The sequence below is a fragment of the Luteolibacter sp. genome, from assembly GCF_039920825.1.
Taxonomy (GTDB): Bacteria; Verrucomicrobiota; Verrucomicrobiia; order Verrucomicrobiales; family Akkermansiaceae; genus Luteolibacter.
In genome coordinates, this window is the sequence record NZ_JBDSCX010000051.1 from 15,512 (window position 1) to 29,187 (window position 13,676).

Sequence of the window (13,676 nt, forward strand, 5' to 3'; positions counted from 1 at the left end):
TGAGCACCGGAGCGGAAAAATTTTCCGTCCGTTTGCCAACGCATGTCATCGTCCCTGCCGGCCACAGCGCGACCTTAGTGAAGCTCAGCGGGATTCCCAAACTCAAATGGAGAAATCCTGAATCCCCCCTTTCGGGGTGTTGCCGGTGGCTAGCAGGTGCTAGTTAATGTTCCGCCCCGCCAAGTGCGGGTTGTGATTTTATGAAACGATCTTACTCCACCACCGAATTTCTCAGAACCAAGTCGGCGCAACTGGTTTGGAAAAGCCTGTTTCTCGTGTCGCTTTCGGGCATCGCCGAAGCCGCGGAGTGGGCGGCGGTCAAGGGCGGCATGATGACGCAGTGGGGCCGCGAGGTGACTGCGGAAAAGGTCTGGCAGGAATACCCGCGGCCGCAGATGGAACGCGCCGATTGGACAAATCTCAACGGTCTGTGGGACTACGCGGTGACCGCCAAGGATGAAACGACCCCTGCTTCGTGGGCCGGGCAGATCCTGGTGCCGTTTTGCCCGGAATCGAGCCTGTCGGGCGTGGGTCGCCTGATCGAGCCGACGGAAGCGCTTTGGTACAAGCGGCCGCTTCCCGGATTGAAGGCAGGCAAGCGGACGATCCTGAATTTCGAAGCGGTCGATTACACGACCACGGTGTGGGTGAACGGCAAACGGATCGGCAGCCATACCGGCGGATTTACTCCGTTTTCCTATGACATCACGCCGGCGCTGAAGGCGGATGGCAATGAGCTGTTAGTCCGGGTGGACGACGCGACCGAGGGCTATCAACTCCACGGCAAGCAGAAGCTGAAGAACGAAGGCATCTGGTACACCCGCGTCACCGGCATCTGGCAGTCGGTGTGGTTGGAAAATGTGAGTCCGCGTTTCATCAATGATCTGGACTACACCTGTGACATCAAAAGCGGCAATCTAACGGTGAGCGCCAAGCTCTCTGGAAAAGCAGTGGAGGGTGAAAAACTCCGCGTCAGCGCGAGCTTCGGCGGCAAAGAAGTCACTAACGGCAGCGGCGCGTCGTCCGTCACTTTGAAGATCGCCGAGCCGAAACTCTGGTCGCCCGCCGAGCCGAATCTCTATGACCTGAAGATCGAGTTGCTGGATGGCGACGGCAAGGTCGCGGACGAAATCAAGTCCTACACGGCGCTGCGCGAGTTCGGCAAAATCAAGGACTCGAACGGCAACTGGCGCTTCACGCTGAACGGCAAAAGCATCTTTCACTGGGGCCCGCTCGACCAAGGCTGGTGGCCGGACGGCCTTCTAACACCGCCGTCGGAAGCGGCGATGATTTCCGATATCGATTTCCTGAAGGCCGCCGGATTCAACATGATCCGCAAGCACATCAAAGTCGAACCGCGGCGCTACTATGCCCACTGCGACAAGATCGGCATGTTGATGTGGCAGGATCAGGTGAGCATGGGTTTCGGCCCGGAAACACTGCCAAAAGGCTCGAACCCGCCGTGGACGCGCATGGCTCCGAACCCGAAAGACGGCGAATGGCCGGACGAAGCCCACGAGCAATACGTCACCGAATACAAGCGCATGGTGGATCACCTTCGCGACGTTCCGTGCATCGCCGTTTGGTCGCCCTTCAACGAGGCTTGGGGTCAGCACCGGACGATGGAAGTCGGGAAAATGGCGATGGAATATGACAACACGCGCCCGATCAACATCGCGAGCGGCGGCAATTTTTGGCCGGTCGGTGACATCGCCGACGAACACCGCTATCCGGATCCCGGGTTTCCGTTCGAAGACAAGCGTTTCAACGACTACGTGAAGGTCGTCGGCGAGTTCGGCGGTCACGGAATGCCGATCGAAGGACACCTTTGGAACAAGGACAGCCCGAACTGGGGCTACGGCGGATTGCCGAAAAACCTGGATGAATGGAAGGAGCGCTATTCCCGCTCCATCGAGGTGCTCGCCGGTCTCCGCAAGCGCGGTGTTTGTGCCGGAGTTTACACGCAGACGACCGACGTTGAGGTGGAGATCAACGGCCTCCGGACCTACGACCGCATGAATAAGGTCGATCCCGCGTGGCTCAAACCACTTTCCGACATGCTGCTCGCCACGCCGGACATGGTGAAACTAACCGAGATTGTCCCGACTTCGGAGAACAGCCCCCAAGTGGCGAAATTCACCACTGCCGCCCCGGCTGAGGGGTGGGAAAAAACGATGTTCGACGATTCCTCCTGGTCGCAGGGTCAGGGAGGTTTCGGCACGGCGATGACTCCCGGCACGCATATCGGCACGGAGTGGAATTCCAGCGACATCTGGATCCGCCGCGAAGTGCAACTGGCCAAGGATCCTGCGGGGCAACTGGTCCTGCGCGTTTTCCATGACGAGGATGCGGAGGTGTTTCTGAACGGCACCCAAATCGCCGCGATGAAAGGCCACGTCACCACCTACATCGATTTCCCGATCCAGCAAAAAGACCTGCTCAAGGCCGGTCGCAACGTCATCGCGGTCCACTGCCACCAGACCAGCGGCGGGCAGTTCATCGACGTCGGGATCGTCGCCGAGACGGCGAATTGATCTGAGAAAAGTGTCCCGGCTGTCTCAGCCGGGAGCGGAGGCTTTGGAACCGGCTGAGACAGCCGGGACACATTCCAGCCACCAGTTTAAGCGGCGCAGGCGCTTCGCTCTTCACGGGGCTTTTTTTCGCGAAAACCGACAAATTCGAACTGGCAAACCGACCGCGCGCCGCTAGCGTCGTCCGGTGTTTCAGATTGTTTTCAATGAGATCAGCGCCGCCGAACTTTCCGCCTTGGGAACGCTTGAGCAGCTTGAGTTGATGGAGGAATTCCGCGTCGGAAAAGAAGATCTGAACAACTTGAACGGCGAGCGCTTTGGCAAGATCGACCGCGATGGCAAGGTGCTCTATCGGTTCCGGGCGAAGGACTACCGCTTCTATTTCGAAGTGAAGGACGGCTCGGTGATCGTCCACCGCGTGCTGCACAAGGGGACGTTTTCGGATTTCATGTTCCGCTCGAAAATGCCGCTGGCTGAGGACGAGGCGCTGGCCAATTCGAAGCACTTCTGGAAATTGATCGACGAAGGGCGGAATGCGCGGCGTCTTTAAGAAGAATTAGATTTTGCTTCCAACATCTGCCCGGAATGTTTCATCCTCCGGAATGATGAAATGGATCATGTATGTTGTGCTCGCTGTGGCCGTGGCGTTCAGTTGGCAGCTCTATTCGAAAAAGGGCAAGGAGATGGAAAATCTGAAGGTCAGGATCTCCCAGATCGAAGAAAAGGGTGATCCGGAGGAACTGCTGCCGAAGATGCAGTCCGACCTGCAATCGAAAGAGGGCGAAAGAACCTTTAACGGCATCTTGCTCACCTTCCTCGGAGCTGGCTTGGCTGGCATTTTCTTCGTCCTCACCGTCCTTCCATTGCTCGCCCAAGGCTTCTCGCAAGGCGTGATCGGCAGCGGCGAAAAAGTGGAAAAGGACGTCATGAGTGGCGCCCGTTCGATGATGGCCCAAGGGGACTATCACGGAGCGATCGAGGCATTCAAGGAGGCCGCCCAGTTGGATCCGCTCAACCGCCTGCCATGGGTGGAAATCGTCAAGATTTACAAAGACAACCTCGAAGAACCCGCCGCAGCGATCCAGACGATCCGTCATGCGCTGGAAAGCCAGGCGTGGGAAGTCAACGACGCCGCCTATTTCCTTTTCCGCCTCGCGGAGCTTTATGACGAAGTGGAAGGCGACCGTGCTTCCGCCATCGCGATCATGAATCAAGTCGTTGATCAATTCCCCGGCACCCGCCACTCGGCGAACGCCACCCACAAGCTGCATGAATGGAGCGTGGCGGGTGATGACATCTCCGCAGGTGGAGGATCGGTGGTTGCGGAAGTGGAATCATCCCGCCAAGCGGAAGAGGATGAATACATTGCCCGCCTCAAGCGGGACAACGAGCGCCACGGGGGAGCATAAATTCCGTTAGCGAAGCGTTGGGAACGTGCCGGATCGTGTGTCTTCCGAGGAAACGACACGATGCTAGGAAGAGAATCGAGTATCGGTGGCTTTTGCGCGCGGCATCCTTTGTTTGCCGTGGCACTGGTCGCCGCCGCGTGTGTCGCTGCAGCTCACTGGAATTTTCCGGCAGGGCTGATCCTCGGAGTTCTGCTCGCGCTGGCGGGTGGGTATTTTTGCGGTTGGAAAACCGGACTGTCATGGTGGATCTGCGGGTGGGTTTCAGTCGCGACTTTCACTTGGAGAAACGAGTCGAGACTCGGCGCGGAGCGGGAGCTTCTGCAGGCCGCGTCTGGCGAAGTCCAAGGCCGGGTGCTCGCCGATGCGAAGGGCAGCGAGAGATTCTGGTCCGCGCCGGTGATCCTGGTGACCGGCCCGCGTCCCGGAACCAAGGTCTGGTGGGAGGGCAGGGGAGAGGTGCCGGTGGCCGGATCGTGGGTGAAATCCCGCGGAAATTTCGGACCGCTGGAGGAACCGCGGAATCCCGGCGATTTCAACCAAGCGGAATGGCTCCGGATGCAGGGAGTGGCCGCCGCGTTTCAGGGGTCGTGGGTTCAAGGCAAGGTTTGGACCGGCAAATGGGCGGCGCTGGGAGCCAGGTTGCGCCATGGATTTCGCGATGCGGTGACGGACGGACTGCCGGAAGATTCGCGCGAAGCGATGGTGATCCGCGCGGTGGTCATCGGCGAGCAACCGCCGGACGCTGAGGAACTAGTGGCGGCATTCCGCAACAGCGGGACGTTGCATGCGTTTTCCGTCAGCGGCCTGCATGTGGCGATGGTGGGAAGCATGTGTTGGATGCTTCTCCGGCTCGCGGGTGTCCCGCGGCGGCGGGCGATCATGGTGCTTTTGCCGCTCATTTTCGGCTACTCGTGGCTCACCGGAAACAGCCCGCCGGCGATGCGATCGGCATGGATGGCGGCGGTGTTCCTGATGGCTTTCGTGGTCCGCCGGAAGCCGGATTTGTTGAACGCGCTGGGCGCTGTCCTGCTGGTCGCCGCGCTGTGGGACGGGCGGCTGCTTTTCCAGCCCGGGGTGCAGCTTTCCTACGGAGTGGTCGCGGCCATCGCGGTGGGTGCCGGGTGGGCGACGAAGCTTTTCGAGTGGATGGGCAAGCCGGAGTTGTATTTGCCGTTGGCGGAAATGAACCGCTGGCAGGAGGCCTCGCTGGGGGCGCGGCGGAAACTCGCGGGATCTCTCGGCGTTTCCGTGGCGGCGGGTGTCGGATCCGCACCGCTGACGGCGTTTCATTTCGGCTTGGTGACGCCGGTGTCGGTGCTGGCGGGAATTTTCATCGTGCCGCTGGTGTTCGTTTTGCTGGCTGCGGCCCTTGGTTCGGCGGTTCTACATCCGGTGCTTCCGTCCGTCGCCCGCTGGGTGAATCGGGCGAACGGCTGGGCTGCGATCGGCTCCTTATACACGGCGGAGCGCTTCGCGGCGCTGCCCGGTGGACATTTCCAAGTGCGCTGGGATGACCGGCCGTTTTTACTCGTTTACGATCTGGAACATGGAGAGGGCGCGGCGTGTTTCGCCGGTGGAAATGGCGCGGCCGTGCTGCTGGATTGTGCGGGACCCGATGGTTTCAAACGACGGCTCGCACCCTCGTTGCGACGGCTCGGCGTGACGCCGGATGCGGTGGTTCTGTCCCATCCGGACGGCGGCCATCTCGGCGGTGGCGCGATGGTTTGGAAAACATTTCCGATTCGGCAGGTGGTTCTCCCGGTGGAAAAATCGCGCAGCCCGGCATTCCGATCATGGACGAACGATGCCCCCCGCGCCGGAGTGAAAACGATCCAAGCGGCGGATGTGAAATCGCTGCCCCTGCCGGACGGTGCGTTTCTCGAAATCCTCCACGTGCCCGATCCCTCGTCGCAAAACGCTGTCGCCGACGACCGGGTCGTGATTTACCGCCTCCATTGGCACGGCTGGAAATTGCTTTTCACCAGCGACTCGGGCGCAAAAACGGAGCAGGCGATGTTGGAATCGCATCAAGACCTTTCCGCGGACGTGATCATCGCGGGCCGCCACAGCGACGACGATTCCTTGGGTGATGCCTTCCTGGCAGCCGTGAAACCGCAGGCGATCATCGCATCACATTCGGATTTCCCGCTCTCGGAAAATCTCGACCCACACGCCGTGGATTACTGGCGTTCGCTGGGCATCAAGGTCATCCACCAAGGCGAATCCGGTGGCGTCACGATCCGTGTCGATCCATCGGGCGATCTCCGGTTGGAGGGCTTCGTGGATCACTCCGCTTTGATCCTCAAGCCTCGTTGAGCGGATTGCAGCAGCGCAGGCGGAACATCGATTTTCCCTCGGCCTCCCACTGGATTTGGAAATCGGTTTTCGGATAGAAAAACGAATCTTCGGTCCAGTCGAGCAGCTCGAATTTCCCGAAATCCCTGACTTTCGCCACCGCCCAGTGGAAATACTCCTCGTGGTCGGTCATGAAGAGAAATTCGCCGCCGGGGACCAAAGCGCTGCGGACCGCTTCGAGAAACGCCTGCTGGACGATCCGCCGCCGGTTGTGGCGCAGCTTCGGCCATGGATCGGGGCAGAGCAGGTGCAGCCGCGAAACGGATGCCTCGGGCAGCAGCCACTCGACGACATAGCGGCTGTCCAGCCGCAGCACCCGCGCGTTTTCAAGACGGCGGCGGGTGGCTTTTTTGCAGACTTTCCGCACCCGGCCGAGCAAGCGCTCCACGCCGAGAAAATCCCGTTCCGGAAATTCCCGCGCCATTTCCATCAGGAACGAACCATCGCCGCAGCCCAGGTCCACCTCCAGCGGTCGGTCGCCCCGGCAAACCTCCGCCCGCTCCATTTTCCGGAAATAGTCGACCGGCACGAATTCGCCCGCCAGCGCGGGGCGGGGCAGGACATTGAGAGGCTGCGTCGGAATCACCGCGGCATCTAAAATCCATGATCCGCGATTCGCAATCTTTCATCGGCCGGCCATCATCTATCATGGCTGCTTCCCCCGTTCCCGCTTGACGCACTTTCGCCCCTCCCTCTAGCTTGACCAAACGAGACGCGTCCCGCCGGACCAGCGTCCTTTCATCCAACTCCCAACCTTCTCTCCAACGTGGAACTCCAGGAAATCCGTCGAATCGTCGAACTCATGAATGAGCACGGGCTCACCCACTTCGACCTCACCAAGAAGGACTTTCACCTCAAGCTGAAAAAAGGCGCCGACATCGATGACCTCCGCAGCCTGCTCTCTGCGCTGCCGTCCGGCTCCGCTCCGTCCTACGCACCGGCTCCGGCTTTGTCCGCTGCATCTTCCGCATCCGCTCCGGCGGCTCCGGTAGCTGAAGGCTCCGAAATCACCTCGCCGATGGTCGGCACTTTCTATCAAAAGCCCGCTCCCGACGCGCCGAACTTCGTGGAAGTTGGATCCACCGTTTCCGTCGGTCAGACGCTTTGCATCATCGAGGCCATGAAGGTGATGAACGAAATCAAGGCCGAGAAATCCGGCACCATCTGCGCCATCGTCGCCGAAGACTGCACGCCGGTTCAATACGGCGACGTCCTTTTCCGCATCAAGTAAAGTCGATGGTCGATGGTTGATAGTTGATAGGCAGAAATCGCCAAATTCTTCCTCTTCACCATCAACCATCAACTCTCAACCATCCACTTCTTCAAAAAATGTTCAAGCGTGTCCTGGTCGCCAATCGCGGCGAAATCGCCCTCCGCATCATCCGCGCCTGTCGCGAACTCGGCATTGAATCCGTCGCCGTTTATTCAGAGCCGGACGTCGATTCCATGCACGTGCAGCTCGCCGATGAAGCGGTCTGCATCGGCCCCGCTTCCAGCAAGGAATCCTATCTCAAGATCGACCGCATCATCGCCGCCGCGGAGATTACCGGCGCGGACGCCATCCATCCGGGCTACGGATTTCTCTCGGAAAACGCCCGCTTCGCGGAAATTTGCAACTCTTCGGGCATCACTTTCATCGGACCATCGTCCGCAGTCATTTCCAAGATGGGTGACAAGGCCACCGCGCGTGCGACCGCCGTTGCGAATGGCGTGCCGATCACTCCCGGCTCGGACATCATGCCGGATGCCGAGACCGCGCTGATCGAAGCGAAAAAAATCGGTTTGCCCGTGATGATCAAAGCCACCGCCGGCGGTGGTGGTCGGGGCATGCGTCCTTGTTTCAAGGAAGAGGAGTTCATCAGCCTGTTTCACGCAGCCTCTAACGAAGCCGTCGCATGTTTCGGCAACGGCGATTGCTACCTGGAAAAGCTCGTCATCAATCCCCATCACGTCGAGATTCAGGTCATCGGCGATTCCCATGGGAATTACGTCCATCTCGGTGAGCGCGATTGCTCGATGCAACGCCGCAATCAGAAGATCATCGAGGAATGTCCGTCGCCGCTGCTCACCCCCGAGCTCCGCGCCCGCATGGGTGAGGCTTCGGTTAAATTGATCAAGAGCATCGACTATCAGAATGCCGGCACCATCGAATACCTCGTCGATGAAAAGGCCGAGAATTTCTATTTCATGGAAATGAACACCCGGATCCAGGTCGAGCACCCGGTCACCGAGGAAGTCATGGGCTGCGAACTCATCAAGGAGCAGATCCGCGTCGCGGCCGGCGAACCGCTGTCCCACCACGTGCTCAACTCCGTCCCGCGTGGCCACTCGATCGAGTGCCGCATCAATGCCGAGGATCCCTTCAACAACTTCACCCCCAGCCCCGGCACCATCGAGCTTTGGTATGCTCCAGGCGGAAAAGGCGTGCGCGTCGATACCCACGTTTATTCCGGCTACACCGTGCCGCCGTATTACGACTCGATGATCGCCAAGCTCATCGTGACCGCAGCGACCCGTGAAATCGCCATCGCCCGCATGAAACGCGCCCTCGGCGAGTTCATGATCCGCGGCATCAAGACGACCATTCCTTTCCAACAGGAAATCATCGCCCACCCGGATTTCGCCGCCGGCACCTACGACATCGGCTGGGTCGCGCGGTATTTGGAAGAGCGCGTGAAGTCATAGGTCCCATAAGGCCTATACGACCTATGAACGACCCGCGCCTCTACTGCATCCTCGATCTCGGCTATACCCCCGAGGAAAGCGCTGAGGAAGTCACTGCCTCGCTTCTGGCAGGCGGAGCGGACATCCTCCAACTCCGAGCGAAAAACCACGATCTCGCCACGATCCGCCGTGTCGCGGAAAAACTCCTGCCGCTTTGCCGTGCGGCTGGAGTTCCATTCATTCTCAATGATTTCCCCGCCCTCGCCGGAGAAATCGGTGCCGACGGCGTCCACATCGGCCAAGACGACGGTCCCCTTGCCGATGCGAAGCATCAACTGGAGCGCGGAATTCATTCCGGCCTTCATTCATTCATTCATCCCTCTTCGTCCCCCATCCCCAATCCCCAATCTCCGATCTCTTCCCCGTTCATCATCGGCCGTTCCACCCATTCCCTCGACCAAGCCCGCGCCGCTTTAATCGAAGGCTTCGACTACATCGGCTTCGGCCCTCTTTTCCCAACACCGACCAAAGCCGGACGACCTGCCATCGGACTTCAGGAAATTTCCATCATGGAAAAAGAAGTTGGTTCGAAAATCCCGGCCTTCTACATCGGCGGGATCACTCCGGGAACTTTGCCCCAAGTCCTCGCGGCCGGCGGTCGGCGGGTTGTCGTGGTTTCCGCGTTGTTGCAAGCGCCCGACATCCAAACGGCCACCCGGGAAATCCGCACCACCTTACAAGACCAAAGCTTGTAATTGCGCTCGGCTTCCTCTTCTTTGCGTCGCTCTGCGGCAATTTTTCTCAATTTCCAACACCCGAAAATCATGTCCAACACCCATCCCGCTCCCGGAATCGTCATCGGCGGCACCGTCGCCATCGATCACGTCAAAACCCCCGAGGCTGAAGCCCAGAACCTTCTCGGTGGCTCCGCGGCTTACGCGGCGCTCGCCGCATCGTTTTTCAGCAAGCCGGTGGATTTGATCGGTATCATCGGTCACGATTTCCCCAAGGAGCATTTGGAAATGCTGGAAAGCCGCGGCGTCTCGCTCGCAGGCGTGGAGCGTTCGGAAAATGAATCGTTTACCTGGTCCGGTGAATATCACGCCAACATGAACGAGCGGACGACCCACCGCGTCGGCCTGAACGTGTTGGAAAATTGGCAGGTCAAGGTTCCGGAGGGTTCCGCTGGTTCGCCCATCGTGGTCCTAGCGAACATGTCGCCGGACAACCAGCTGGAAATGCTTTCCCAGTGCGGAGCCACCACGACGGGCGAAAGTTCCCGTTTCGTCATCGCGGACACCATGGATCTTTGGATTGAAATCGCCAACGAGCGTCTCCACGAAGTCCTGCCCCATCTGGATCTCTTTGTTCTGAACGAAGGCGAGGCCCGCGACCTCGCAGGCACCTCCAACCTCGTCAAAGCCGGTCGTATTTTGCTGGAAAAAGGTCCACGCAATGTCGTCGTCAAGCTCGGCGAATTCGGTGCCATGTTGTTTTCGGAAAGTGGCGAGATCTTCCGCTGCTCCGCTTTCCCCCTCGAAACCGTCGCCGATCCCACCGGGGCGGGCGACACCTTCCTTGGCGGAATGGCAGGCTACCTCGCCTCGCAAGGCCATCCGCCCTACGATGTCCCGGCGCTCCGCCAGGCCATTATCCACGGCTCGATGCTCGCTTCCTTCACCTGCGAGGCGTTTTCCACCCGCCGCATGGAAACTCTCGGCCAGGACGAACTCACCGCCCGGATCCAGGAATTCCGCGCTGCGACCGCCTGGTAAATGGAGTGCGACAACCCTGTCAGCTCAAAATAAGGAGTGCGGACGTCTCGTCCACACGGCTTCGAGTCGCCCAAAGCGACGAGAAGCCTCATCTCCCGTCTGCTCCTAGACCGTTTGCCGAAGTAGAGCGCCGAACCCTGTTTACGGCGAGGCACCTCATTTCGTTGTCCGGAGTTCAATCTTTAGATTGCCTCTTCAGCAGCAGGTAAGCCGCAGACTCCGGACCGCCTTCCATTCGCACCCAGAGTTGCGACCATAACCGCTGGCAAACCGCCTAAAAAGCAGCAACCAACACCGCCCCATCTCGAAGGAAAAGCCAAAATCTCATTTTCCTTCCACGAAAATTGGCCCTCCCGCATCTCTCTCGAGATCGAATCCTGACCGTAATGGGGTCAGGAATCCCATTGATGCTCCCCGGCCGATTGCGTCTCCCTCGCATTGCGGTTTTCCAGAGAAATTTTCACAACGGATTTGGCGGAGCTCCAGGTATCCCCGCCGAACCTGGGAAATCCTAACATCCCCCGGTTAGGTCACTCCGCATTCCCTACTCTCCACTTCGCTCTCTCTTGTCCCTATTTCATGGGACGCGGGATTTTGGCATCGAGCAGCTTGAAATTTCTCCAATTAGCCCCCTCATTTAATAAAAATTAACCATTTTAGGGGCTGAAAATGGGCTGCTTTCAGTCAATTGCCGCGGCTTTTTATAATCTGTAAGTCTTTGACAATTAAAGCTATGAGATGAAGTCCCCAATCTTTCGCACAGGAGCTTCCTGCGGCCTTGTCGAAATTCGCAAATTTGAGCAAAATTTTCTTGCGGTTGCCCCCTTATCGCTGTTTCCTCTCCATGAAATCTATGAATGCGCAAAAGCACAATCTGAGTGACAATCCTGTTACGATGTTCCGGCGCTAATTCATGGACAGCCTCCAAGCCTCATCCTAAAACCCATAAAACCTTTGAAGCTTCTTCAACAAACACTCTCACTGAAAACACAATCCCCAATAAAAGACCCAATCAAACACAATCCTGTCATGAAAACATACATTCCCTATTCACTCCTCCTCGCCGCTGCCTCCTGCGGGCTGGCCCACGGCGCAGCAACCGCATACACCACTCCGGTGGGGTATGTAAGCCTTGGTAACAATGGTGGCGTCCCCGCACACACGGACATGACGCTAGCGATTCCATTGGAGCGTTCGTCTGAGTGGGCTGGTACCGTAGCATCTGTGAGCGGCAACGTTATTACTCTTACGGGGACGCCTGGCTTTACCACCAACCAGTGGGCCAACGCGACTACTCCTTTTGTTGCAAAGCTTGGTTCAGGAACTAAGAGTGGTCAAATTTCCTTGATTACTGCCAATGCCGCTGGGACACTTACAGTTGCATTTCAAAATACTGACACGCTAACCGGCGTGGTTGCCGGTGATACGATTTCGATCCGCAAGGCTTGGACCATCGGCAATTTCTTTGCCGGTAACACCCTTCCAGATAACATTGAGTTCAGTTTGTTTGATATAACGGCGGGAACGGACAATGCTCCTACTAGTGTTTACTACTATTTCGCCGGAACTTGGTATGACGCTTCGGATGATAGCGTGGCAACCAGTGTCGTTCTTTATCCGAATGAGGGCTTCAGACTTCGGAATACCACCAATGGGGCTATCTCGAATTTGGTGGTTTCGGGCGAAGTGCCGACGGCAAATAGCCGGATCTTCATCAAAGGTGCCGCCGGTTCCCAAGATACCCGGTTTTCGTTCTTTTCATCAGTCGACGAGCCCATCGCAACGAGCGGTCTCGGTGTGGCTGACAATGACCTGTTGCTCTCTTATAGCCTGACTGCCACAGGAATAGACAATGCTCCCGGGGCGGTTTATTATAAATTCGGACCTTCTTGGTATGATGCGTCTGACGATAGCGATGTGACTGCTACTCTCAAACTCAAGGCTGGAGTTGGCTACGTATACCGCGCTGCTGCGGCAACGCCTACCACTACTTCCTCGAACACTCCGGACTACGTTCCTTCCCTCTGATATCAAATAATCCCAAAACAATAATTATACATATGAAAATTGCAAAATTAGCAGCAGCTTTACTAGTTGCATCGACTGGTTTATCGTCTGCAGCAACTGTTATCCTTCAATTCTCCTCCGGTACCGCAACTGTTGCGACTGGCTTCGCCGATGCTTCCAGCAGTGCTGCTGCAGGTTTGGTTTGGGGAATCATTGTCTCCAACGGTGACTCGGTATTCACTCCCCTCTCGCAAGGTTTTGTCCTTACAACCACGACGAATACTGGCACCAATGGTGTCCAAATTGGATCCAGTAACGATTATTATTTTGGTTCAAGCATACTGACTGCAAACCAACCCTCGGGTGGGGAAGCTGGTGCGCTCGGCAAAATTAACCAGCTTACGGCCATTACCAAGGGGGCAGGTGCAACTACCGGTGCCGCTTTTGCTCTAGTATGGTTTGACCGCAATATTACGTCAGCTGAAGGAACTGTCACCGGTGGTACTAAATATGGTCTTCTTACGGACCCAACGTTCGTGATTCCAGCGGATGGTGCGACCACGAGCTTTGCCACCGCGGCAGCCTTGAACGGTGGAGCGGCAAATGACGCTATTAAACCTAGCAACACCGTCACTGTGGTTGGTGTGCCAGAGCCGTCCGCGCTTCTCCTAGGAGCAATCGGCGCTCTCGGTCTTCTCCGCCGCCGCCGGAACTAATCCGGATCGGTTTTCAAGATAGATTGTTTGAATAAAGAGGCGGGCGCAAGCCCGCCTCTTTCATGATAGAGTTAGGAGAAGGATAATGCCCCGCCCCGAATGGCACTGACTTAAGCGAAATTTCGGGGTTTACCGCGATGGGGGATTTCTTTGAAAATTGACCTGGCTGCGGTGAGGTAGCTGAAGTTCTTCGGCCGCTTTTTGATGGCCCGGGGTTCG

Annotated in this window: 11 protein-coding genes; 10 read left to right on the top strand and 1 reads right to left on the bottom strand. The window is 57.8% G+C overall.

The features are described 5' to 3' along the window. The first annotated feature begins 200 nt into the window (after positions 1 to 200). The 4 genes from ABIQ96_RS16470 (at position 201) to ABIQ96_RS16485 (ending at position 6,256) form a co-directional block, all read left to right on the top strand. The gene (locus tag ABIQ96_RS16470) at positions 201 to 2,534 is read left to right on the top strand and encodes a sugar-binding domain-containing protein (protein ID WP_348215714.1); all 2,334 of its coding nucleotides are present in this window, start codon (positions 201 to 203) and stop codon (positions 2,532 to 2,534) included. Positions 2,535 to 2,718: 184 nt separating this feature from the next. After that, positions 2,719 to 3,081, top strand: coding sequence for a hypothetical protein (locus tag ABIQ96_RS16475; RefSeq protein WP_348215715.1), 363 nt, complete (start codon positions 2,719 to 2,721; stop codon positions 3,079 to 3,081). Between the two features lie 52 nt (positions 3,082 to 3,133). Then, positions 3,134 to 3,940: a tetratricopeptide repeat protein gene (locus ABIQ96_RS16480; RefSeq protein WP_348215716.1), complete on the top strand. Its 807-nt coding sequence runs from the start codon at positions 3,134 to 3,136 to the stop codon at positions 3,938 to 3,940. A gap of 60 nt (positions 3,941 to 4,000) precedes the next feature. After that, on the top strand, positions 4,001 to 6,256 hold the full coding sequence (locus ABIQ96_RS16485) for a ComEC/Rec2 family competence protein (protein ID WP_348215717.1): 2,256 nt from the start codon (positions 4,001 to 4,003) through the stop codon (positions 6,254 to 6,256). Here the strand turns inward: ABIQ96_RS16485 and trmB are convergent. Continuing rightward, positions 6,243 to 6,881, bottom strand: a complete 639-nt coding sequence (gene trmB / locus ABIQ96_RS16490; protein WP_348215718.1) for a tRNA (guanosine(46)-N7)-methyltransferase TrmB — start codon at positions 6,879 to 6,881, stop codon at positions 6,243 to 6,245. The two genes, ABIQ96_RS16485 and trmB, sit on opposite strands and share 14 nt — an antisense overlap. Positions 6,882 to 7,061: 180 nt before the next feature. On the opposite strand from trmB, the gene accB reads away from it, so the two are divergent. From accB to ABIQ96_RS16520, 6 genes are all read left to right on the top strand, one after another. After that, positions 7,062 to 7,526, top strand: a complete 465-nt coding sequence (gene accB / locus ABIQ96_RS16495) for an acetyl-CoA carboxylase biotin carboxyl carrier protein (protein WP_348215719.1) — start codon at positions 7,062 to 7,064, stop codon at positions 7,524 to 7,526. A 98-nt stretch (positions 7,527 to 7,624) separates the two neighbouring features. Next, positions 7,625 to 8,980, top strand: a complete 1,356-nt coding sequence (gene accC, locus ABIQ96_RS16500; protein ID WP_348215720.1) for an acetyl-CoA carboxylase biotin carboxylase subunit — start codon at positions 7,625 to 7,627, stop codon at positions 8,978 to 8,980. Positions 8,981 to 9,003: 23 nt separating this feature from the next. Next, a complete protein-coding gene (locus ABIQ96_RS16505) occupies positions 9,004 to 9,714 on the top strand; it encodes a thiamine phosphate synthase (RefSeq protein WP_348215721.1) in 711 nt (236 codons plus the stop codon). Positions 9,715 to 9,783: 69 nt separating this feature from the next. Beyond that, positions 9,784 to 10,734, top strand: coding sequence for a PfkB family carbohydrate kinase (locus ABIQ96_RS16510; protein ID WP_348215722.1), 951 nt, complete (start codon positions 9,784 to 9,786; stop codon positions 10,732 to 10,734). Positions 10,735 to 11,763: 1,029 nt separating this feature from the next. Then, positions 11,764 to 12,762: a TIGR02597 family protein gene (locus ABIQ96_RS16515; protein ID WP_348215723.1), complete on the top strand. Its 999-nt coding sequence runs from the start codon at positions 11,764 to 11,766 to the stop codon at positions 12,760 to 12,762. Positions 12,763 to 12,794: 32 nt separating this feature from the next. Continuing rightward, complete coding sequence (locus ABIQ96_RS16520) at positions 12,795 to 13,457, top strand: PEP-CTERM sorting domain-containing protein (RefSeq protein ID WP_348215724.1); 663 nt, start codon at positions 12,795 to 12,797, stop codon at positions 13,455 to 13,457. Positions 13,458 to 13,676: the final 219 nt, after the last annotated feature.